Genomic DNA, 21099 nt, shown 5'->3' with positions numbered 1-21099 from the left:
GCTTTCCCCAATGCTACAGCACCCGGTGCTTCAGCGCGGGCAGGTTCTGCCGGACTTCGGCCAGCCGCGCGGGGTCGATCACGCCGCTGACCACGCCTTCGCCCTCGGGCAGCACAGCCTGCACTTCACCCCACGGATCGACCAGCATCGAATGGCCCCAGGTGCGGCGGCCGTTCTCATGCTTGCCACCTTGTGCGGCGGCAAGCACATAGCACTGGTTTTCGATGGCCCGTGCGCGCAGCAGGATTTCCCAATGGGCCTGCCCAGTGGTGTAGGTGAAGGCGGCCGGCATCAGAATCAAGCTGGCGCCGTCATCGCCGGCAAGTCCGCGGTAGAGCTCCGGAAAGCGCAGGTCGTAGCACACCGACATCGCGACGCGTCCGCAAGGCGCCTCGAAGCTGACCGGCGCGCTGCCTGCCAGGATGGTGCGCGATTCGTCATAGCTCTCCGTGCCGCGCGTAAAGCCGAACAGGTGGATCTTGTCGTAGCGGGCCACGCGTTCGCCGCGCGGATCGAACGCGAGCGAGGTGTTGTAGACGCGCGCATCGTCGCCGCACCACATCGGCAAGGTGCCGCCCACCAGCCAGATGCGGTGGCGCCGCGCGGCGTCGGCCAGGAATCGCTGCACCGGGCCGTCGCCGTCCTGTTCGCGGATGGCGATCTTGTCGGCTTCGCGCTGGCCCATCATGCAGAAGTACTCGGGCAGCAGCACCAGCTCGGCGCCGCCGCGCGCGGCTTCGGCGATCAGCGCGTCGGCACGGGCCAGGTTGGCGTCTAGCGACGTGCCGGTCACGGTCTGGATGGCGGCAACACGAAACGGGGCGGGGGCTTGCATGGATCGTTTCCTCGGGCAGCGCGCCGCGACGCTGGCGGTCAGGGCGACAGGGCCGGTTCGGTGCGGTTCTGGTACGTCGGGTGTTGCGCCTTATTGTCCCCCACTTTGCCGATCTGCGGGTTGGCCCAGCTGCCGGTGATGCGGTAGTGCTGCGTGAACACCCTGGAGAACTCGTCGGCGAACAGCAACTGCGCCGCGAGCGTGCCGATGCCCAGCACCGGGTTGATGAAGGCGGCTGCCACCGACGTGGTGGTGGCGCTGATGCGCGGTATCACCTGGACATCCAGGTCCTGGGTCTCGCGCAGCAGGTTGGCCGAACCCGACATGCTCGCGATGATCTGAGGGCTCTTCAGTTCGAAGTCCTGGATCGATCCGACGCCGTTCTCGATTGTGCCGGAGCCGGAAATGCGGTCGAACAGCAGGCCGCGCCCGGACAGCGTACGGAAATCGAGCGAGGCAAAGCGCAGCAGGCCCTGCAGGCTCAGCACGCCGAGCAGGCGCGCGGCGCCGGGCTCGACGCTCAGGATCTGGCCATTCTCCAGTTCGAGCGAAAGCTGCCCGCCCAGGGTCGGGTAATCGATCGACATCGGCGAGCCGCGCCATGCCACGCGGCCTTCGAGCTTGCCCTTGCCGTCGCGCAGCGTATGCGGCAGACCCAGGCGCTCCAGCGTGGCGCCCGCATCGCGGATCTCGATGGCGAACGTCAGCGCCGTGCGGCGCGGGGCGTTGGCCGCGTCGCCGTCGCGCAGCCGGCGCGGCACGCGCCAGGTGCCGCTGCCGGTCAGCGTGGCGCCAGGCTGCTCGATCAGCAGCCGCTCGAGGGTCCAGACCGGCTCGTTGCCGCTCTTGCTGCTGCGTGCCACGACCTCCAGCTTGCCGAAATCGTGTCCGCGCAGCGTGAACTGCTCGGCTACCAGGTCGATGGACGGCAGCGTGTCGATGCTATCGGCGATGGCGTCGACGACATTGTGTTCATCGCTCGCGTCGGGCACGTTCAGCCGGCTCAGGCGCAGGCGCATGGCGCCCGAGCCTGATGGGCCTTCGGCCCGCCACTGCATATTGCCGGCGATCTGGCGCGAGTCCAGGTTGACGTCCCAGCCGCCGGCCTCGCGCGCGGCGTCAACCGTAACGTCGTCGAGTGTGCGGCCTGCGGCCTTGAGCGTGCGCATGCGCGCGTGGATGCGCTCGGGCAGGAAAGCCGGAGGGCTGGCGCGGCGGCTGCCGTCACCCTGCAGGCTGCCGAGGCTGGCGAGGGCGGAGCGCCAGTCATCGACATCGAACTGGTCGAGCGTGGCCGCGGCGGTGACGCCGCTCGCGGGCAGCGGCGCGGCCTGCTGCAGGCCGATGGCGCCGGCCACCACCTCGGTGTCGCCGCCGTTGCGGTCGTGGCGCAGCAGGTAGCGGGCATTGAGCGCGCCGCCAAGCTGGACCAGCATTTCGTCCAGGCCGGCGCGTCCCTGCGCGGGGCGCAGTTCGAAACGCAGGGGCATGTCCTGCGCGGCCGGCTTGGCCAGCGGCGCGGGCAGGCCGATGGCCATGCCGTTGAGATCGGAGCTGACCTGCACCTGCGTCTGGCGCTCGCGCGCGCTGAACACCGCGCTATAGCCGGTGCCGCCTTCCAGCCTGGCCGCCAGCGCCGCCGCCGCGGAGCCTGCCGCCGCTTCGCGCAGGCCTGCCGCCGTGGCATTGCCGTTCGCGCTCACGCGCACGCTGCCATCGGGCTGCGAGCCGCCGCCGATGCGGACTTCGCCGCCGAGAAAACGCGCGCGCATATTGGCGAGCTGGAAGCCGTGCTCATTGAAGGCGATGATGCCGCTGGCACCTCCCAGCTGCGGGACCTGGGCATTGAGCACGACATCGTTGCCGGGGAAGCGGAAGGTGCCGTCGACACGCGTGGCATTGGCATTGGTCAGCGGCATGTCGAGCTTGAGCCGGAGTTCGCCGTTGCCTTGCGCGCGCGCGTTGTCCGCCACGTGCCCGGTCCATTCGCGAACCGGCGACGCCGCCATGTACTGCAGGAAGCCTTGCACGGCGCCGCTGGCGCCGCCGTCGATCTCCAGGCGCCCATGGTCGCTGAGATCGTCGATGCGGCCGTTCACGTCCTGCAGCGTCACGCCGGCAATGCCATGGACGGTAGCGCGGCGGGCCAGGAACGACATGCCGCCGCGTTCGAACAGCACCTGGCCGTCGATGTCGGCAAAGGCGGGCCACAGCGGGGCGCCGCCCGCGCCGGTCTCGTGTGCCGCGATCTGGTACCTGACCTGGCGGATCGGGACTTCCACGCGGAAGTCGCCGGCCTTCTCGAAGGGGGCGTGGAAGGGGAAATGCGTCAGGTCGCCCTTGAGCACGAAACGCACACCGGCGGCTTCGCCACCGGCCAGCGCGCCGGCCAGGTAGTGGCGCGTGCCGGCGGGGATGCCTAGCGGCAGATAGCGTGGCACCCGCGCCACCTGTGCCCGGCTCAGCTCGCCGCTCAGGTCGGCAATGCCCGCTGTGCTGTCGCCGCCCGTGCGCCAGCTGCCGCTCACGTTGCCGGCCGTGTCCGCATTGGCGAAGCGGATGTTGTCCACCGTCACCGTCATATGGCCGTCCTGGCGGGTCCAGCGCAAGTCGCCGCCAATCTGGTCAAAGGGCAGGCGAGGCTCGTCGAACATGCCGGGCAGCACCAGCGCGGAATTGGCGCCCTCGAAGTGCACCGCGCCCTGCCGGTCGTCGAAACTGAACGTGCCCGACAGGTTGGCAAAGCCCGGCACGCCCAGGTTCGGCTTGCCATTGGCCCCGAGCGCGGGCACCGCGGGCTGGCCGTTGACCGAGACGTTGCGCAGCGTGCCCTGCACGGCATAGTGCGCCTTGCCTGGACGCCGTTCGAGCATGCCCTGGCGATCGCGGTTCCAGCTCACGTTCAGGTTGTCGATATGGCCGGCCGGCTGCAGCGCGCGCAGCTGGCGCAGCACCGCGGTATCGACCGGCATCGACGTGGCCAGCGCGCGCACCGTGTTCAGGTCGAACGTCGGGGCTTTCAGCGAGAACTTGCGCAGCTCGCCCTTGTTGTCCATGCTCCAGCCCAGCGTGACCTTGCGCATGCCTTCGCGCCAGGCAGTGTCGTTGGCGGACGGCGGACCGGCCGCCGGCTGCGGTTGCCAAAGCAGGGTGTCGATGGTCAGCAGGTTGTTGCCATCGCGGTCGCTGCGATGCAGCAGGAAGGCCTGGGCGTTGGCGAGCTGCAGCGCTTCGCTGGCGCCCGCGAGCTGCAGGTCGATGCCGCTGCCGCGCAGCCGCGCCTGGCTGCGCACGATGCGGCCCCCGCTGAACTCGACTGAGCCGTCGGTGCTGAAGCTGCCACCGGTCACGCGCTCGAACACGGTCAGGTAGCGCTGCACGACCGGCAGCTGCAGTTGCGTCACATCCCAGCTTGCCTGCCCGGACCAATGGCGCCAGTTGCCGGCGCTGCGCAGGTAGTCGTGGCGCAGGTTCGCGCGCATCACCAGCGGCCGCGGCGCCAGCGCCTCGGACTGCGCTTCGAGGCTGATCTCGTGATGCTGGCCCATACGCCGCGCGCTGAAATGGATCTGGGCCACGTCCAGTTGCGGCAGGTGGCCTTTTTCGTCCAGCCAGCGCAGCTTGCCGTCGGTCAGGTCCATCTGGCCCTGGGTCATCAGCCAGTCCAGGAAGCGATTGTCGTCGCTGTTGCCGCCGGCGGTGTCGACCGCCATGCCGGCGACCAGCAGCTTGCCCTCCGGCGTGCGGCGTACCAGCACATCGGCCTGGGCCGCGCTGAGCGTCCCGAACTGCAGGTTCATGCTGAACAGCGAGCGCCAGGCGAGCTGACCGTCAAGCGAGCCGGCCGAGATCAGCGTGCGCTGCTGGGCGTCGATTACTTTCACGCCGTGTGCGCGGAAGGCCGGATGCCAGCCATTCCAGTAGGTGTCGAGCGAATCGATGGTCAGCTTCGCCGACAGCGCCAGCGAGCCGCGGTCTTCCAGCCACTGCCGCGCGGCCGATGCCTGCGGCCAGAGCACGAAGCGGATGAGCAGTCCCGCCACCAGCGCCAGCGCCAGCAGCGCCAGCGCCAGCCGCAGCAGCGTGCGGCCCAGGCCGCGCCAGACTGGATGGCGCACGGCCGCGCGCAGCAATCCGGCGCACCCATGCGCAAACGCGCGAAGGCGCGCAGCGTGCGAAACCGGCGCAGCTGACGGGGAAGCAAGGGGAGAAGCCAGGCTGGCGACGGCCTCCTGGCTGCCCGCGCCCGCGTTGGGGGGGGAGCCGTCGGCAGGGGTAGGGGCGCGGCTGGACATGCGCAGATTATCCGACAATACTAGCCGCTCTCCAATCTGGCGCCCGGCCTTTGTTTGTTGCAAACACCTGACACGCGAAGGATGCCGCGGGCGCGCCGCACCTCTTCACGCATTTCAAGTTACTGGAATGACTGCCTCTGATCCGACGAGTTCCGCGGTGGGCAATACCGCCGACATCCAGCCTGGCCAGGATGGCGCAGGCGCCACGCCCGCCCAGCCGCTGGGCAACATGGCTTGCGGCGCATTCGCCACTACCGCTGCCACGGGGCCGGAACCGGCCGGTTTCGGGGGCCACGTATTGTACTCGGCTGCATATTCGCATTACGTACGCCGTGTCTTGCTGGCCCGGCCGGAGTTGCCGGGCATCGTGGCGGCCGCCGCGGCGCAGCCGCTGTCCCGGACCTGGATGAGCGAGCGCCTGAAGGCATTGCAGGAGCCATCGGCCGACCTGGAGGAGTCCGTCAAGCGCGCGCTGCGGCGCCTGCGCGCCGAGGTCATGTGCGTGGCGGTCGAGCGCGACCTGCGCGGCCAGGCCACGCTGGCCGAGGTCACCGGGGCCATGACCGATCTCGCCGAACTGTGCATCCAGCACGGCCTGGCCATGCTGGGCGACGATCTTGCCGTCACCTTCGGCAGGCCGTTCGGCGAGCAGAGCGGCGAGGTGCAGGAACTGGTCGTGGTCGGCATGGGCAAGCTTGGCGGACGCGAACTCAATGTCTCGTCCGACATCGACCTGATCTTCCTGTATGACGAGGACGGCGAGACCCGTGGCGGCACGCGCAGCCTGTCCAACCACGAGTACTTCATCCGGCTGGGCCGGCGCCTGATCAACCTGCTGGCCGACGTGACCGGCGACGGCTACGTGTTCCGCGTGGACATGCGCCTGCGGCCCAATGGCGATGCCGGTCCGCTGGCTTGCAGCCTGGGCATGCTGGAGGAGTACCTGGTGGTGCAGGGCCGCGAGTGGGAGCGCTACGCGTGGATCAAGGGCAGGGTGGTGTCCACGCTCGATACGCCGCACGCGCAGCGTGCCGCGGACCTGCTGGCGCGGCTGACCACGCCCTTCGTGTTCCGACGCTACCTGGACTACGGCGTGATCGCGGCGATCCGCTCGCTGCATGCCCAGATCCGCAGTGAGGCGGCCAAGCGCAGCGGCGGGCTGCCGGGGCATGGCGTCAACCAGCGTTCGTTCAATATCAAGCTTGGGCGCGGCGGCATCCGCGAGATCGAATTCATGGCGCAGGTGTTCCAGCTCATCCGCGGCGGACAGGATCCGGCGCTGCGCGTGCGGCCGACGCTCGAAGTGCTGGCGGTTGCCGTCGATCGCGGCCTGCTGCCTGCGGCCCAGGCCGCGCAGCTGGCCGATGCCTACCGTTTCCTGCGCCAGCTCGAACACCGCCTGCAGTATCGCGACGACGCCCAGACCCACCACCTGCCGACCACGCCGGACGAGCAGCTTGCCGTGGCGCAGATGATGGGCTGCGCCGACTGGCCCGAATTGCTCGACAAGCTGGCCAGGCTGCAGGAGCCGGTGGCGCAGCAGTTCGAGGTCACGTTCTCCGATCCCGACGCTTCCCCGTGCGAGGCGCTGTGGCCCGGCATCGTCGTGGAAGACCAGCAGGCGCGCGGCACGCAGGAGGGGCCCGACCAGAGCGGCCCGGATACCGAGGTGTCGCCGTGCCAGCGCTTGCAGGACGCGGGCTTCACCGATTGCACGGGCCTGCTGGACCGGCTGAGGGCGATTGCCGCGTCGCTGCGCTACCGCGCGCTGTCGGAAACGAGCCGCGTGCGCTTCGACCAGCTCGTCAACCGCGCGCTGGACCTCGCGGCCAGGCAGGAGGACTCGGACAGCACCATCACGCGCTTCATCGATTTCCTCGAGGCGATCAGCCGCCGCGCATCGTATCTCTCGCTGCTGTCGGAATACCCGCAGGCAATGGACCGCGTCGCGCATACGCTGCACGCGTCGCGCTGGGCAGCCGCCTACCTGACGCGCCACCCGCAACTGCTCGATGAACTGCTCGACAGCGATGCGCTGGCCGGCGCGCCCGACTGGGCCGCGTTCCGCCGCCGGCTGTCCGAGCGCCTGGTGGCCGCGGACGGGCAGGTCGAGCAGCAGATGGACATCCTGCGCCGCGAGCACCACGCCGAGACCTTCCGCATCCTGCTGCAGGACCTGCAGGGGCTGCTCACGGTCGAGCAGATTGCGGACCGGCTGTCCGACCTGGCCGACGCCATGCTCGAGGCCACGCTGGAAACGGTCTGGCGCCAGCTCGCGACGCGCCACCGCGACGTGCCGCGCTTTGCCGTGATCGCCTATGGCCGCCTGGGTGGCAAGGAACTTGGCTATGCCTCGGACCTGGACATCATCTTCCTGTATGAAGACGAGCACGAGCGCGCGCCCGATGTGTACGCGGCCTATGCGCGGCGCCTGATCACCTGGCTGACCAGCCATACTGCGGCCGGGTCGCTGTTCGACGTCGACATGCGGCTGCGCCCGAACGGCGCGGCCGGCCTGCTCGTCACCAGCTTCGATGCGTTCCGCCGCTACCAGCTGCGCGAGGGCGACAACACCGCCTGGGTCTGGGAGCACCAGGCGCTCACGCGGGCCCGCTTCTGCGCCGGCGATGTGGCGATCGGCGCGCGCTTCGAGGCGCTGCGCGACGAAATCCTGCGCCAGCCGCGCGACGCGGCCGCGCTGCGCGACGAGATCGTGCAGATGCGCGGCAAGGTGGCGGAGGGGCATCCGAACCCGACGCAGCTGTTCGATCTCAAGCATGACCGCGGCGGCATGGTGGATATCGAGTTCACCGTGCAGTACCTGGTACTGCTGCATAGCCGGATCCATCCGCAGCTCACGCGCAACGCCGGCAATATCGCGCTGCTGCGCGAAGCCGGAGAGCTCGGCCTGATCGATGCCGCGCTGGCGGTGCAGGTCGGCGATGCCTACCGGCAGTTCCGCGCCCGCCAGCACCAGCTGCGGCTCGACGGGCAGGACCAGGCCCGCGTGCCCGCCACGCAGGTGGCGGAACAGACCGCGCGCGTCCTGGCGCTCTGGCAGGCCGTGTTCGGTGCCGCCTGATCGGGCCCGGCCCGGCGCGGCGTGGCCGGGCATGCTGGCCGGCCTTGCGCCGGTGTGGGGGCTGTCGGCGCTGATGAGCTTCGTGCCGTGGCTGCACGCGCACGGCCTCTATCTGCGCGATGCCGTGCTTGCCGGCGGCGAGTGGTGGCGGCTGGTGACGGCTATGTGGGTCCACCTGGACTGGCGTCATTGGCTCGCCGATGCATGCGCTGCCACGGGTTTGCTGCTGCTGGCCGGACGTGCCGCGCGCGTGCGGGAGGCGCTGCTGGTACTGGTAGCCTGCGGCATCGCGGTTCAGCTGGCGCTGCTGCGCATGCCCGCGATCGGCTGGTATGGCGGAATGTCCGGCGCTCTCCACGGGCTGGCACTCTGGGCTGCGCTGAACTTGTTGCGCGTGCCGGGATTGCCGCGAGCGGTCGGCGTGCTGCTGAGCCTTGGCGTCATCGTCAAGGTATGGCTTGAGCAATCGTGGTTGGCCCCCGTGGTGTTCGATCGGTCCTGGGGCTTTGGCGTGGTCCGTGCCGCCCATGCGGCTGGCGCGGTCGCCGGGCTCGCTTGCTGGCTGGTGCAGGAGTGGTGGCGGGGTCGGCGCGCGCCGGCCCCGCATTGAAGCTGCGGCCGCTCAGCCGCGGCGGCGCAGTGCGAGAGCGAGGAATCCTGCTGCGCCCAGCAACATGGCGAGCCACGGGTCGATGGCGCCGCCACCGCCACCGCCCGACGGCGCCGGCGCGGCTGTACTGGTGCCTGCCGCCGCGCTCAGCGCGCCGTCGGCATCAAGCAGGCCCGCGCCGCATACGCCCGGATTGGTCGTGCAAAAGGTGCCGGACGGATGCGGCCGCGCCGAACTCTTTAGCGCGGCAGTCACCTGTGCCGGCGTCAGCGACGGATTGACGGCCAGCATTAGCGACACCACGCCCGATACCATCGGCGCAGCGAAACTGGTGCCCTGCGAATCGCGGATCGTGTAGGCGCCCAGCGATGTGGTGCCATCGTTAGTGAGCGTACGGATGACCGACACGGTCGTCGTGCACGCGCCGTTCACCACCTTGGAGTTGCCGCAACCACCGCCGGGCGCGCTGATGGTGACCTTCGACCCCACATTGGCGAAGCTCGCGTTCTCGCCATCGTTGGCATGGGCGGTCACGGCAATCACGCCGCTGCAATCGGCTGGCGCTTCGAGCGCCCCGGCGCTGTTGCCGGCGGCCACGACCACGGACACGCCGCGCCCGACTACGTCGTTGATGGCCTGCTGTTCGATGCTGGTGCAGGTGCCGCCCCCAAGGCTGATGTTGACCACGCGCGCAGGGTTGGGGTTGTCCGGCACACTGGGCACGCTGATGCCGGCGGCCCAGCGCAGGCCGTCCACGGTATCGGAGAGCAGGGCGCCGCAGCGTCCGGAGACCCGTACCGGCAGGATGCGCGTGTTCCAGTCGACGCCGGCAATGCCGAGTCCGTTGTTGGTCACGGCGCCGAGCACGCTCGCCACGCGCGTGCCATGCCAGGAATTAGGCGTGGCCACCGTGGTCGCCGTGGAACTGCCGGGGCAGAGGAAGCCCACCGGTACATTGTCGCCCGCATCCGTGGCATCGCTGTCGCGGCCGGGTTGGTTGTCGTTGGAGATGGTGTCGCTGCTGATGAAGTCGTATCCGGCCAGGAATTTGCCGGCCAGGTCAGGGTGGGGCAGGTAGCCCGTGTCGAGCACCGCGACCACCATGTTCGTGCTGCCGCGCGACCGGTCCCACGCGTGGGGAAGGTTTGCCCCGCCAATGGCGGTGCCCGTGCCCATCATGTAGGGCTGGGCTGAGGCGAATTCGGGATCGTTGGGAATCGTGTCGTGCAGGTGCAGCCAGCGGTCAGGCACGGCGTCGGCGACGCTTGGATCTCGTCGCAGTTTGGCCGCCAATGCCTCCGGATCAGGGGTGCTGCCGTCGGCTGTGCCCAGCAGTTCCATATTGCCGGCCATGCTCCGCCGCACGGCGAGATTGACGCCTGAGTGGCTGCGCAACTGCTGCAGGCGGTCTTCCGCGGCCGCGGTGCCCTGCTTGGCGCCGGCCATTGCGCCGGGCGCGCCGTCCGCGGCCGAGGCACTGGGCGTGATGCTGGCGTCACGCCAACGTACGATGACATTGCCGGTATAGGCGGGGGCGGCCTGAACCGTGCCAGCCGCCAGCGTGGCGGGGGCATGTATCGCCCAGCACAGGCCCACGAGCACCGTGGCCGACCATCGACGGGCAGCGGCGCAACTGCGCCTTGAAATATGGTGCGACAAGTGCAGCATGGACACTCTCCCGGTGCGCGCCAAAAGGGTTGGTGGAGTGCTATGAAGCGAATACGATCCGGCCGGATTCCGCAAGTGTGCCGAAGGCTTAACCCGGCCGAGTAGGGTGGTATGACCGCTCAGCTCGCCGGCATGTCGCGGCCGACCGGCATGGTGTGGTTGGGCTTGAGTACCCGGTCGGGTTCGGCCGTGCCGATGCGCGGCGCGGCGCGCAAGGTCGCCAGTGCCTGGTCCATGGTGGCATCCGGCGACGCGCTGATGGCCGTCACCAGCCACACGCCGCCCGACAGCGGCCGCTTGACCACGTAGCGGATCGGCCCTTCGATGGCATCGAGCAGCTTGCCGGCTTCTTCGGAGACGTTCACGTCGGGCGCGGTGAAGCGCACCATGATGTCGCCCACCACGCGGTCAGTCGAAATGGCCCCGCGCGGAGGCTGCGATGCCTTGGGCTGCGCCTGGCAGCCGGGCAGCGCCAGCAGTGCCGCGGCGGCAGCCACGGCGGCGGCGAGTGCCGGCACGAAAGCGCGCCCGGCGGACGGCAGTGGGCGGGTCATGGTTTGCTCCTGTGAATGCGTAAATAGTAGGCGGCGAAGGTTGCCAGCGGCCCTCGGGCGCTTGCCGGCTCAGCCTGCGCTGCGTCGCGAGCGCCGGCCTTCCTTGCCGCCACTGGCCGCACGCGCGCCTTGCGCGAGCATTTCCTCGGCGTGCTGGAGCGTGGTGGCGGTCACCGTCGCGCCACCCAGCATGCGCGCGGTTTCCACCACGCGGCCGGCGGCGTCGAGTGCGCGGATGCGCGAGCGCGTGACCGAGCCAGACCCGTCGCCGGTGGTTTCCTTGCTGACCAGCAGATGGTGCCCGGCCTGCGCCGCCACCTGCGGCAGGTGCGTCACGCACAGGACCTGGCGTGCGCGCCCGAGCTCCTGCAGGCGCCGGCCGACCACTTCGGCCACTGCGCCGCCGATGCCGGTGTCCACCTCGTCGAAGATCAGCGTCGGCGTGGGCGACGCTTCGCTGGTGATGACCGAGATCGCTAGGCTGATGCGGGCCAGTTCGCCGCCGGAGGCCACGCGGGCAAGTGGCCGGGCACTGACGCCGGCGTGGCCGGCGACCAGGAATTCCACCTGTTCCAGGCCAAAGCTCTGGCCTTCCTCGAGCGCGTTGAGCGCGGCGACGAAGCTGCCGCCCGCCATCGACAAGCCCTGCATGGCTTCGGTGACGGCCCTGGACAGTGCCTCGGCGGCTTCCTTGCGCGCCAGGCTCAGGTGCTGGGCCAGCGTCAGGTAGGCGGCCTTGGCGGCAGCCTCGCGCGCCAGCACCTTGTTGATGTCCTGCGCCGACTGCAGGTCGTCGAGCTGCTGGCGGCGCGCGAGCAGTTCGTCGGCCAGTTGTTCGGGCGGCAGGCGGTACTTGCGCGCCGTGGCATGCAGTGCCTGCATGCGCTCGTTGACGGCTTCGAGCCGTTCGGGGTCGAGTTCCAGCCGGTCCACGTAGCGCATGAGCGAATGCGCGGCTTCCTCGGCCTGCACCTGCGCGGGCTCCAGCGCGGCGAGCACGTCGCGCAGCGCCGGATCGACGTCGGCGAGCTGCTGCACCCGGTGCACGATCGAATTGAGCGCGGACAGCACGGAGCCGTCAGCTTCGGACAAGGCATCGAGCGCGGCGCGGCTGCCGTCGATCAGGCCAGCCGCATGGGACAGGCGATTGTATTCGGCCTGGATCTCTTCCCATTCGCCGGGCTGTGGCGCGAGCTTCTCGAGCTCGCCGACCTGCCATTCGAGCCGCTCGCGTTCGAGCTGCATTTCGCGCGACTGGTGCTCGACCGCCTCGCGCTGGCGCACGCAGGCGCGCCACGCGCGCCAGGACTCGGCCACGGCGCCGGCCTGCTGGGTCAGTCCGGCGTGGGCATCGAACAGCAGGCGCTGGGCGTCGGGGCGCAGCAGCAGCTGGTGGGCATGCTGGCCGTGGATGTCGACGAGCTGATCGCCAATCTCGCGCAGCTGGGCCAGCGTCGCGGCCGCGCCGTTGACGAAGGCCTTGCTGCGGCCGCCGGCGTCCACGGTGCGCCGCAGCAGCACGGTACGCGCGTCCCCGTCCTCCTCGCTGCCCAGTTCGCGCTCGTCGAGCCACGCATCGAGCGCCGGGTGGGTCGAGAAGGTGGCGCTGATGCTGGCGCGCGTGGCGCCTTCGCGCACGATGCCGGCATCGGCGCGCTCGCCCAGCACCAGCGCAAGCGCGTCGATCAGGATCGATTTGCCGGCACCGGTCTCGCCGGTGAAGACAGTGAAGCCGGACTGGAAATCGAGGTCGAGCGTGTCGACGATGACGAAATCGCGGATGGACAGGCTGCGCAGCATCGTGGCGGTGGAAGGGTTCGGTCGGGACGGGACAGGACGCTCAGAGGCGGTTGTCCTCGGTCGGGTATTCGTGCCAGTGCAGCTTCTTGCGCAGCGTGGCGTAGTAGTTGTAGCCCACCGGGTGCAGCAGCTGGATGGTCTTCTTCGAGCGGCGCACGACGATGCGGTCGCCCGGCAGCAGCGAGGTGAGCGACTGCATGTCGAAATTGACGCTGGCGTCGCGCGCGGTCGCCACCTCGATCGTCACCTCGGCATCGTGCGGCAGCACGATGGGCCGGTTGGACAGCGAGTGCGGCGCGATTGGCACCAGCACCAGGCCCGACAGCGTCGGGTGGAGGATCGGGCCGCCGGCGGAGAGCGCATAGGCGGTCGAACCGGTGGCGGTCGACACGATCAGGCCGTCCGAACGCTGGTTGTACATGAAATTGCCGTCCACCGACACCGCCAGTTCGACCATGCCGGAAATGCCCGAGCGGTTGACCACTACGTCATTCAGGGCCAGCGCCGAGAAGATGCGGCTGTCGTCGCGCACCACGCTGGACTCCAGCAGCAGCCGGGTCTCGGCCTCGTAGCGGCCTTCGAGCATGTCGGGCAGTACCGACTGCACGTCCTCGAGCGGGATATCCGTCATAAAGCCGAGACGGCCGTGGTTGACGCCGATCAGCGGCACGTTGTGGCCGGCGAGCTGGCGCGCAATGCCGAGCAGCGTGCCGTCCCCGCCCAGCACCACGGCCACGTCCGCTTCCCGGCCGATTTCCTCGGGGGTCAGAGCGGGATAGCCGGTCAGCCCGGTGGCCTGGGCGGTCTCGCGCTCGAACACGACATCCTGGCCATTGCGCAGGATGTAGGAAGCGAGCTCCTCCAGCGGGCCTTCGATGCCGGCAGTCGAGTACCGTCCCACGAGGGCCACGGTCTTGAATGGGGTGCGCAAGGCGCTGGTTTTGGGGGGGGCAGACATGCGGGGATTAGACCATACCGCCGTGACCGTTGTCAGCATGGGGCGCGCGCGCCATGTGCGGCGGGCCTGCCAGGCGCCCGAAGCGGTAAAACTTGCGTAAAATCGGGGCATCATGGATGAACGTTCGAAAACGCTGCTCAAGACCCTGATTGAGCGCTACATTGCCGAAGGGCAGCCGGTCGGCTCCCGGACCTTGTCCAGGTATTCCGGGCTGGACCTGTCGCCGGCCACCATCCGCAATGTGATGTCCGATCTGGAGGAGATGGGCTTCATCTCCAGTCCGCACACGTCGGCGGGACGGATTCCCACGCCGCGAGGGTATCGCCTGTTCGTCGACACCATGCTGACCGTCCAGCCGATCGAGCGCGGCGGCGTGGAAATGACGGAGCTGGCCGGCCAGATCCAGGGCCAGCTCGGCGGCCAGCAGCTCGGCCCCCAGCGCATGATCACGGCGGCCGCGCGGACCTTGTCCAACCTCTCGCATTTCGCCGGCGTGGTGATGACGCCGCGGCGCGCGCAGTCGTTCCGGCAGATCGAATTCATGCGGCTGTCGGACAAGCGCATCCTGCTGATCATCGTCAGCCCCGAGGGCGATGTGCAGAACCGGATCATCCAGACGGAGCTGCCATACACCCCCGCGCAGCTCATCGAAGCAGCGAACTTCTTCAACGCGCACTACGGCGGCATGAGTTTCGATGCGGTGCGCGACCATTTGCGCGTGGAGCTGAGGGACCTGCGGCGCGACATGTCGCAATTGATGCAGGCGGCCGTCGAGGCCGGCAGCAGCGCCATGGAGGAAGAGGACGACCACGTCTTCATCAGCGGCGAGCGCAAGCTGCTGGAAGTCGAGGACCTGGCTTCCAGCATGGACAAGCTGCGGCGGCTGTTCGACATGTTCGAGCACAAGACCAGCCTGCTCCAGCTGCTGGACGTGTCCAGCCATGCGCAGGGGGTGCAGATATTCATCGGCGGCGAAAGCCAGCTGGTGCCGCTCGAAGACATGGCCGTGATCACCGCGCCGTACGAGGTGGACGGCCAGATCGTCGGCACGCTGGGCGTGATCGGACCGACCCGCATGGCCTACGAGCGGGTGATCCCGATCGTCGATATCACGGCACGGCTGCTGTCGAGCGCACTGAGCCAGAACTAGGGCCCGTCCGACGGGTCACACAGTCTGCGTCCCCATTTTGTGTCCCCATTTCCACCGCCCGGCGGCATCCGGCCGCCCGGCCACATCGGAAGCGACATGACGTTTTCTCCCGAACCGGCCTACCAGCACGGCCAGGCGCCGCGCACGGCCATCCTGCTGGTCAACCTGGGCACGCCCGATGCGCCGACCCCGAAGGCGGTGGGGCGCTACCTGAAGGCGTTCCTCTCGGACCCGCGCGTGGTCGAGATCCCGCGCCTGGCCTGGCTGCCGCTGCTGCATGGCGTGATCCTGCCGCTGCGCTCGCGCGCCTCGGCCCTCAAGTACGAGTCGATCTGGCTGCGGGAGGCGCATATGACGGGATCGCCGCTCCTTGTATACAGCGAGCGCCAGGCGCACGCGCTGCAGCGCCTGCTCAACCAGCAGGGCTACGAGGTCACGGTCGCCTGCGCGATGCGCTACGGCAATCCTTCGGTCGAGTCCGTGCTGGAGGCGCTGCGCCGCCAGGGCACGGAACAGGTGCTGGTGCTGCCGATGTATCCGCAATACTCCGGCACTACCACGGCCACCGCGTTCGACGAGGTGTTCCGCGTGCTTGGCCAGTGGCGCAACCAGCCCGAGCTTCGATTCGTGAAGCATTTCCATGACCATCCGGCCTATATTTCGGCGCTGCACCAGCAGGTCGGCGCGTACTGGGCCCAGCACGGTATGCCGGATTTTGCGCGCGGCGACAAGCTGATCCTGTCCTTCCACGGCGTGCCGCGCCGCACGCTGGAACTGGGCGATCCCTATCATTGCGAGTGCCTCAAGACAGGACGCCTGCTCGGTGATGCGCTGGGCCTGCAGCCGGGTCAATATCAAGTAACGTTCCAGTCTCGTTTCGGCAAAGCCGAATGGCTTCAGCCCTATACGGCGCCCACGCTGGCGGAACTGGGCAAGGTCGGCGCCGGCCGGGTCGACGTGTTCTGTCCGGGCTTTCCCGCCGACTGCATCGAGACCCTGGAAGAAATTGCCATGGAAGGGCGGACCGAATTCATGGTGGCGGGCGGCAAGCAGTTCCATTTCATCCCGTGCATGAACGATGCCCAGCCCTGGATCGCGGCAATGGCGGAAATCGCGCTGCAGCATTTGCAGGGCTGGCCGCTGAACATGCCGCATCCGCATGAACTCGAAGCGCGCCGCAGTCGCGCGCAGACCCGGGGAGCCGCAGCATGAATGTCAGTTTCGAGCCGGATGCGCGCCTGCGCATCGACAAGTGGCTCTGGTGCGCGCGTTTCTTCAAGACGCGCTCACTGGCGGCCGAGGCCGTCGAGCGTGGCAAGGTAACGGTGAACGGCCAGCCGTGCAAGAACTCGCGCGAGGTCCGGCCCGGCGACAGGGTCGTGCTGGAAGCCCACCAGCAGCGCTGGGAACTGGTGGTGAAAGGCATTGCCCAGGCGCGCGGCCCGGCGCCGGTGGCACAGACGCTGTACGCGGAAACCGAGGACAGCCAGGCACGCCGTCATGCCGAAATGGAGCAGCGGCGCTACCAGCCGGAGCCGGCATCGCAGTTGCAGGGCCGGCCCACCAAGCGGGACCGGCGGCGCATTGACGATTTTCGGAGTTGAATGCGACAACGCGGCCGTACCGGCAAGCGCCGGTACGGCCGCGTTGAACGATCAAAACGTCAGCCAGCGTGGTCCTACTGGTTGACGTTGACGTATTGGACGAGGTAATGCTTGAAGATGGCCTTGCCGCTGCCATACTCGGTATCGCGCGGCGTCAGGGCGCCGGACAGGCAGATGAATACTGTCATCACGGACAGCGCGGCAAGCAGGCAGAGCGTCACGATGGGCAGCTTGTGCATGGCCAACCTTTCGGAAGAGGCACAAATGTGATCCAACTCCAGTCCCCTCGGTATTTTTGTCATTTTTCTTGATAAGAATCTTAGTGATTGCACTGCAACAAATCAATAAGCGGTCGATTGCATGAAGGGGGCGTTTGTAACGGTGTGTTTCGGGGTCTCTTTGCAACCACTCTTGAAAAATGGCGGGTTGCCACCAGATCAGCGGGACACACGCCGATTTAACCACCGCGGCCCGAACCGGATGGCCGCGACAATGCATTGATACGGATCGACATGGAAGAACAGAAGCAGACGCCAACCACCCCGACGCCTGAGCCCGCCGCCGAAGCGGCTGCCAATGCCACGACCGCCGCGCCGGAGAGCGCCGCCGTGGATGACGTGGCGGCGCAGCTTGCCGCGCTGGAAGCCAAGGCGCGCGAGCACTACGACATGTACGTGCGCTCCGTCGCGGAAAGCGAGAACATCCGCCGCCGCGCACAGGAGGATGTGTCCAAGGCGCACAAGTTCGCCATCGAGAATTTCGCCGACAACCTGCTGCCCGTGATGGACAGCCTGCAGGCCGCCCTGGCGGATGGTTCGGGCGATATTGCCAAGCTGCGCGAAGGCGTCGAGCTGACGGCGCGCCAGCTGGCCGCTGCGTTCGAGCGCGGCAAGATCGTGGAGCTGAACCCGGTCGGCGACAAGTTTGACCCGCACCGCCACCAGGCCATCTCGATGGTGCCGTCCGAGCAGGAGGCCAATACCGTCGTCACGGTGCTGCAGCGCGGCTATATGATCGCGGATCGCGTGCTGCGCCCGGCGCTGGTGACGGTTTCGGCACCCAAGTAAGCGGTGATCGCGGGCGGGGCCGAACGGCTGTGCCCGCCGATACGACCCTCGACGCCCCGGCGCCAGTCTGGCCCGGGGCGTCTTGCCATTCACGGAGGCAAGCCATGAGCGATGCAGCAGCCGGTATCCCGCCACGATTCGACGCGCACCTTGACCATCGCGCTTTTGACATGCTCGGGATGCAGCCGGTGGACGGCGCCTCGATCGATGTCGCCATTGCCGCGGCCGGCGACAAGCTGGTGTGCGTGTTCTTCTGGGGTGTGGACTGTTTCAACTGCGAAATGGCGAAGCAGGCCATGCTGTCCGGTCCCGAGCCGATCCTCGCGCTGGATCTGCACTGGTTGCACGCCAATGTCTATGCGCACCCCGAACTCGGGCAGCGCTTCGGCCTGCACGGCATTCCGGTCTTCATGTTCTTCCACAACGGCAAGAAACTCGGCCGTGCCACCGGCTGGCACGGCCATGGCCAGTTTGCCGCGGCGGTGACAAACGCGCGCCTGAAGGCGGAAGGCAAGCCGCTGGCAGGCTAGCGCGACAGCGCGTAACCCAGCCGGAACTGCCAGGGAAGCTTATGGTTGTAGTCCAGCAGGCTTTCCCCATAGCCGACGAAATAACCTGCCATCAGGTATCCGGCGGTGCCCGGAATCAGTCGCGCAAGCGGATAGGTCACGCGGGCGTCGACGCTGCCGTACCAACTTTGCGTGCCTTTGCGCACCGTCGCAGCAAACTCCCAGGAGTCCGCCTTGCCATATGCCAGGTCCAGGTCCATGTAGCCGCGGTAGTGCGCGATGTCGGGGTTGTCGCTTTTTTCCAGGTAGGCGTACAGCTTGGGCGCGACGCGCCAGTGCCAGTTGTTCTGGTCGCCGAAATAGAAGGTCGGCTTGAAGAAGACGGTGTTGATGCTGCGCGATTCGTCGCCGCTGCGTCCGTTGGATTCATGCTCGAGGCCGGTCGCCAGCGACAGGCGGCTGATGGCCGCGTTGTGAACGCCCGTGTCGGACAGGTAGTAATAGAAGCTCGGCCGGTAGTTGGTATCGCGGAACGGCTTGGAATCCTGCGACAGGTCCCATAGCGAGAACTGCGTGTAGGCGAAGTAGAGGTTGTCGATCAGGCGCCGTGACGACGGATCCTTGCCTTCGAGGATCCGGAATTTGAAGCTGAACTGGAACTTGGCGTTGCCCCCGTCGTGCGCGCCGACGATGAAGTACATCGGGTCATTGAACGACAGGCGCGCGCTGTCGCGCAGGTCGGCCGGCGCCGGAGCCGGCTGGGCGGCCGAGGCGACCGGGACCACCGGTGCCGTTGCGTCGGCAGGCTGGACCTCATGCGCTGGCGCGGCAGGGGCGGCAGCCAGCGGGGCCGCGGCGGGCTGGCCCGGCGTGGCCTGCTGGTTCAACGTGACAAGTACCGGCGCAGCGTCGATACCCGTGGCGTCCAGGCGGATCGTGCCGCGCAGTGCCGGCGGCAGGTCGGCGGCATAGCGGATGGTCCGGTTTTCGCCCTGGCGCAGGGAAAGGATGGCGGGGCCCGGATCCGCGCGCCGCAAGATAAGTTTCACGGGCGCCTGGAGATCGCCGGAGGCGGTGACCTCAAGCGTGTCGGGCACCTCGTATCGGCGCGTTCCGGTGTCCGCGCTGATCAGCAGGGTCAGCGTGAGTGGCTGGGCGCCGTCGATGATGCGGGGCGGCTGCAGCATCGAAACCGCGGCCTGGCCTGACAGCGGCCAGGCGCAGGCGAGCAAGAGGCAAAACCGCTTCCATTTCGAGGCCGCGGCATGAGCGGCCTTGCGGGGTATGGGCCGTAACGTTTGGGGCATATCGGGATGCGCCGTGTCCGGCTGGACTTCGGCGCAGGCGGATGGCAATGCGCGCAAGCCTACCATGGCACCCGACAGCGATTGTGACGAATTGTACGCAGGCGGTTTTGACCTGCGGCGTGTCAGCGCGACGCGCGGCGCCGCACGCAGTCCACGTAGTGCGTGCCATCGGGTGGCAACCCGGAGCGTTGCGCCTGCCACAGCATCTCGCCCAGGCATTCCATGACCTGGTGCTGCGCCTCGTGCGGGGAATCCAGCCGCTGTGCCAGCGTTTCGTAGGCCTGGCGGATGCCCGGTGGCTGGTCGATGGACACCTGCTCGGAAATCGACAAGTGCATCGACAGGTGCAGGAACGGGTTGGTCTGGCCCTTTTCGGGCGCAAAGTCCTGCGCCAGCGCACCTTCGGTATCGGCAAGCAACGACTGGTATTCGGGATGCTCGCCGATCCAGTCGACGGCAATGGCTTCGAGCGGGGTCAGGACGCCGCCGGCAAGCTGCTTCTGCCAGGCATCGCAGAAGAACCGGCGGACTTCTTCACGGGACGGATTGAACATGGTGGCGCCATTGTAAACGAGCGCTCGGGGCCCTGCTGCTGGTGGCGCCGGCGCCATTAGAATGCGGGATTGGCCAATTTGCCAGCCGTCCACCGTTCTCCATGACCGTTTCCACGCCCGCTGTCTCCGAACGCGCCCGCGAAAAGTTCGCCGGCGTGCTGCTGATCGCCTTGTCGGCGAGTGCCTTCGGTGCCATGGCGATCTTCGCCCGCTTCGCCTACCAGGCCGGTGCCGATGTCTATGGCCTGCTGACCGTGCGATTCGCACTGGCGGCCGTGGCGCTGGCGTTCGTGATGCGTGCTCGCGGCATCCGGCTGCCTGCGTGGCGGCGCGTGCTGGCGCTGGCGGCCATGGGCGGCATCGGCTACGTCGGCCAGTCCTTCTGCTTCTTCAGCGCGCTCAACCATGCCCAGGCCAGCCTGGTGGCCCTGCTGCTTTACCTGTATCCGCTCTTTGTCACCATCCTGGCGGCCATCTTCCTCAAGGAACGCCTGACGACCGCCGCGGTCATCGCCCTGGTGCTGTGCTCGGCGGGCGCCGGGCTGACCGTGGGCGGCGGGGAGGGCAGTGCGCTCGGCATTGCGCTGGGGCTGGCCGCCGCCGTGATCTATTCGGTCTACATCATCGTCGGCGCGCGGGTGACCGCGGGCGTCAACGCGATTGCCACCACCACGGTGATCTGTACCGCCGCGGCGCTGGTCTACGGCACGATCAGCGTGCTGCGCCTTGGCGCCGGCGTGCCGCCGCAGTTTCCCGCGACAGCCGGCGGCTGGCTCGCCATGCTCGGCATTGCGCTGTTGTCCACGGTGCTGGCGATCCTGACTTTCTTTGCGGGTTTGCAGAAGCTGGGCGCGGCACAGGCGTCCATGCTGTCCACGCTCGAGCCCGTTGTGACGGTGGTGCTGGCCGCCGTGCTGCTGGGGGAGCATATCAGCGGCGCGCAAGCCATTGGCGGCTGCCTGATCCTGGCAGGCGTGCTGTGGCTGACCCGTCGCGCGAGTGCGCCGGCCAAGATGCAAGAGAATTGAATTTCCTGGTCAAAGCGGCTGCACTCGCGCTGGATGGCCTTCGGTACAATTCGCGTTCCCTATAACCCAAAGTACAGG

General features: G+C 68.1%; 17 protein-coding genes. 8 read left to right on the top strand and 9 right to left on the bottom strand.

Features of this window, described 5'->3' with window-relative positions:
* Positions 1 to 13: 13 nt before the first annotated feature.
* The gene (locus AC3FNH_RS04365; RefSeq protein ID WP_276097892.1) at positions 14 to 835 is read right to left on the bottom strand and encodes a carbon-nitrogen hydrolase family protein; all 822 of its coding nucleotides are present in this window, start codon (positions 833 to 835) and stop codon (positions 14 to 16) included.
* A 38-nt stretch (positions 836 to 873) separates the two neighbouring features.
* Entirely contained in the window at positions 874 to 5130 is a 4257-nt protein-coding gene (locus AC3FNH_RS04360; protein WP_488719187.1) for a YhdP family protein, read from the bottom strand.
* Positions 5131 to 5359: 229 nt separating this feature from the next.
* Between AC3FNH_RS04360 and glnE the strand changes: the two genes are divergently transcribed.
* Both glnE and rrtA read left to right on the top strand, forming a co-directional pair.
* On the top strand, positions 5360 to 8212 hold the full coding sequence (gene glnE, locus AC3FNH_RS04355) for a bifunctional [glutamate--ammonia ligase]-adenylyl-L-tyrosine phosphorylase/[glutamate--ammonia-ligase] adenylyltransferase (RefSeq protein WP_488719251.1): 2853 nt from the start codon (positions 5360 to 5362) through the stop codon (positions 8210 to 8212).
* A 31-nt stretch (positions 8213 to 8243) separates the two neighbouring features.
* A complete protein-coding gene (gene rrtA, locus AC3FNH_RS04350; RefSeq protein ID WP_276097889.1) occupies positions 8244 to 8822 on the top strand; it encodes a rhombosortase in 579 nt (192 codons plus the stop codon).
* A gap of 12 nt (positions 8823 to 8834) precedes the next feature.
* On the opposite strand, the gene mprA is transcribed toward rrtA, so the two are convergent.
* The 4 genes from mprA to AC3FNH_RS04330 all read right to left on the bottom strand — a co-directional run bounded on the left by mprA (position 8835) and on the right by AC3FNH_RS04330 (position 13802).
* On the bottom strand, positions 8835 to 10490 hold the full coding sequence (gene mprA, locus AC3FNH_RS04345) for an MprA protease, GlyGly-CTERM protein-sorting domain-containing form (protein ID WP_488719186.1): 1656 nt from the start codon (positions 10488 to 10490) through the stop codon (positions 8835 to 8837).
* 119 nt (positions 10491 to 10609) lie between these two features.
* Positions 10610 to 11044 carry a hypothetical protein gene (locus AC3FNH_RS04340; RefSeq protein WP_276097887.1) on the bottom strand — a complete coding sequence of 145 codons (435 nt, stop codon included), beginning with the start codon at positions 11042 to 11044 and terminating at the stop codon, positions 10610 to 10612.
* Between the two features lie 69 nt (positions 11045 to 11113).
* Positions 11114 to 12844, bottom strand: a complete 1731-nt coding sequence (gene recN / locus AC3FNH_RS04335) for a DNA repair protein RecN (protein WP_488719185.1) — start codon at positions 12842 to 12844, stop codon at positions 11114 to 11116.
* A gap of 40 nt (positions 12845 to 12884) precedes the next feature.
* Positions 12885 to 13802 (bottom strand): NAD kinase, encoded by a 918-nt coding sequence (locus AC3FNH_RS04330; protein WP_276097885.1) that lies wholly within the window; start codon positions 13800 to 13802, stop codon positions 12885 to 12887.
* Between the two features lie 112 nt (positions 13803 to 13914).
* On the opposite strand from AC3FNH_RS04330, the gene hrcA reads away from it, so the two are divergent.
* The 3 genes from hrcA to AC3FNH_RS04315 all read left to right on the top strand — a co-directional run bounded on the left by hrcA (position 13915) and on the right by AC3FNH_RS04315 (position 16556).
* Positions 13915 to 14952 carry a heat-inducible transcriptional repressor HrcA gene (hrcA, locus tag AC3FNH_RS04325; RefSeq protein ID WP_276097884.1) on the top strand — a complete coding sequence of 346 codons (1038 nt, stop codon included), beginning with the start codon at positions 13915 to 13917 and terminating at the stop codon, positions 14950 to 14952.
* Between the two features lie 96 nt (positions 14953 to 15048).
* On the top strand, positions 15049 to 16164 hold the full coding sequence (gene hemH / locus AC3FNH_RS04320) for a ferrochelatase (RefSeq protein WP_488719184.1): 1116 nt from the start codon (positions 15049 to 15051) through the stop codon (positions 16162 to 16164).
* Positions 16161 to 16556: an RNA-binding S4 domain-containing protein gene (locus tag AC3FNH_RS04315; RefSeq protein ID WP_488719183.1), complete on the top strand. Its 396-nt coding sequence runs from the start codon at positions 16161 to 16163 to the stop codon at positions 16554 to 16556. The genes hemH and AC3FNH_RS04315 overlap by 4 nt, the downstream gene beginning before the upstream one ends.
* A gap of 74 nt (positions 16557 to 16630) precedes the next feature.
* On the opposite strand, the gene AC3FNH_RS04310 is transcribed toward AC3FNH_RS04315, so the two are convergent.
* Positions 16631 to 16795, bottom strand: a complete 165-nt coding sequence (locus AC3FNH_RS04310) for a hypothetical protein (protein ID WP_488719182.1) — start codon at positions 16793 to 16795, stop codon at positions 16631 to 16633.
* Positions 16796 to 17068: 273 nt separating this feature from the next.
* Here AC3FNH_RS04310 and grpE point away from each other — a divergent pair, with 273 nt between their 5' ends.
* Complete coding sequence (gene grpE / locus AC3FNH_RS04305; protein WP_488719181.1) at positions 17069 to 17623, top strand: nucleotide exchange factor GrpE; 555 nt, start codon at positions 17069 to 17071, stop codon at positions 17621 to 17623.
* Between the two features lie 104 nt (positions 17624 to 17727).
* On the top strand, positions 17728 to 18153 hold the full coding sequence (locus AC3FNH_RS04300; protein WP_488719180.1) for a thioredoxin family protein: 426 nt from the start codon (positions 17728 to 17730) through the stop codon (positions 18151 to 18153).
* Here AC3FNH_RS04300 and AC3FNH_RS04295 read toward each other — a convergent pair.
* Positions 18150 to 19439, bottom strand: a complete 1290-nt coding sequence (locus tag AC3FNH_RS04295) for a phospholipase A (protein ID WP_488719179.1) — start codon at positions 19437 to 19439, stop codon at positions 18150 to 18152. The two genes, AC3FNH_RS04300 and AC3FNH_RS04295, sit on opposite strands and share 4 nt — an antisense overlap.
* A 122-nt stretch (positions 19440 to 19561) precedes the next feature.
* A complete protein-coding gene (locus AC3FNH_RS04290; RefSeq protein WP_276097878.1) occupies positions 19562 to 19993 on the bottom strand; it encodes a DUF1841 family protein in 432 nt (143 codons plus the stop codon).
* A gap of 101 nt (positions 19994 to 20094) precedes the next feature.
* Between AC3FNH_RS04290 and AC3FNH_RS04285 the strand changes: the two genes are divergently transcribed.
* The gene (locus AC3FNH_RS04285; RefSeq protein WP_488719178.1) at positions 20095 to 21021 is read left to right on the top strand and encodes a DMT family transporter; all 927 of its coding nucleotides are present in this window, start codon (positions 20095 to 20097) and stop codon (positions 21019 to 21021) included.
* Positions 21022 to 21099: the final 78 nt, after the last annotated feature.

This window comes from Cupriavidus sp. 22TCCZM01-5 (genome assembly GCF_057798915.1).
The sequence above is the reverse complement of the archived record's forward strand: the minus strand, read 5'-3'. Positions and strand labels throughout refer to the sequence as shown.